We start from the raw sequence: 1,307 nt of genomic DNA on the forward strand, positions 1-1,307 counted from the left end.
TTATCTGATGGCTAGGTATTATGACGCTGAGATAGGTAGATTTATTAGTAGAGATGGTTTTCATGGTTTGCTAGTGAGCCGCTATCACTTAATCAGTATAGTTATGCTGAAAACAATCCTATAATGAATGTCGATCCAACAGGAAATTGGGCACAAACATATAAAAGATGCTGCAAAAAATATAATCAGAAAAATTGCAAGTGATTGGCGACAAAATACTATTTTAAATACAATATTAACGTTTGGAGCATCATTTATGGGTGGTCTAAAAGCCTACAATATTGCGAAAAAAGCGGAAAAAGCAAAAATACTAGCTCCTGTAATGTCTAGCACGGTTAGAATAGTTGTAAATACTGTGATGGGGACATTTAAAGGACTTCTAAAAGGATTTTCCCTGAATTATGGCGCAGGAAGAATCTCAGATGCAATAACTTCGGTTGGTAAATATGTTGACTTTGATGCTCGCTTTGACAGAACTACCCCAGGAAAGGCAATAGATAACAAAATCACAAATATAGAAAATTATGTAATTAGATTAATAGGTGGCAAATAAATAAATCAATTTGTATGAAAATGGAGAATTGGGATTTCCGAATGAATCCCAATTCTCAATTTTAAAAAAAGGAGGTAGTACAGTGAATAGTCCAATTGAACTAGTAATGGGAATAATTAGCATTGTGATAGTGATATATACAATTTATTCTAATTATTTTAAACCTCTGAAGAAGTTTAAGGAATATATTCGCCGTGCAGTGAACTATGATTTGATTTTCAAAAGAGAAAAGGCAATATACATTCTGAATAAGGCACTTGAGGAAATAACAGACTTATCTAACAATGAAAGATTTGCTTTGAAAATCGCAATTGGAGAGTATTACTATAAAGATAAAAAATATCGTGAGGCTAACAATTACTTTGGTGATGCGATAAAAATAATAGAAAATGAAAAATTTATGTATAATCGTTCTTATAATAAAATAATTGAATCGTATATATATGCAGGTGATATACAAGAAGCTAGAAGGTTGTACAATCATTTTTTATTAAGAAAATCTTATGATATTAATTTTTCTAAATTAGAAAAACTAACAAAATTGCTATATTAATTAGTACCCAAGAAGACAAGTGGAGGTATTAACCAACTACTTATCTTCTCTTCTTTAATTTAATAGCAAATTTACCATATCAGCTCGGTTCAAAACAAGAAGAGAAAACCTTAATGATGATAATTATCTAAAATAAGATAATTAAGTTTATCACAACAAAGCTAAATAGGAGAATAAAAATGACTAAAATTAAAATTGACT

The 1,307-nt window shown here is 29.8% G+C and carries 2 protein-coding genes; both read left to right on the plus strand.

Features of this window, described 5'->3' with window-relative positions; genetic code table 11:
- Nucleotides 1-127: 127 nt before the first annotated feature.
- On the plus strand, nucleotides 128-553 hold the full coding sequence (locus tag JOC73_RS15040) for a hypothetical protein (protein ID WP_204404691.1): 426 nt from the start codon (nucleotides 128-130) through the stop codon (nucleotides 551-553).
- 82 nt (nucleotides 554-635) lie between these two features.
- The gene (locus tag JOC73_RS15045) at nucleotides 636-1,106 is read left to right on the plus strand and encodes a hypothetical protein (protein ID WP_204404693.1); all 471 of its coding nucleotides are present in this window, start codon (nucleotides 636-638) and stop codon (nucleotides 1,104-1,106) included.
- Nucleotides 1,107-1,307 lie beyond the last annotated feature (201 nt).

It is taken from the genome of Alkaliphilus hydrothermalis (genome assembly GCF_016908555.1).
In the GTDB taxonomy this organism is placed as follows: domain Bacteria; phylum Bacillota; class Clostridia; order Peptostreptococcales; family Natronincolaceae; genus Alkaliphilus; species Alkaliphilus hydrothermalis.

Coding starts and splice junctions, on each gene's coding strand:
- JOC73_RS15040 (WP_204404691.1), top strand. CDS start 128: ATGTCGATCCAACAGGAAATTGGGCACAAACATATAAAAGATGCTGCA.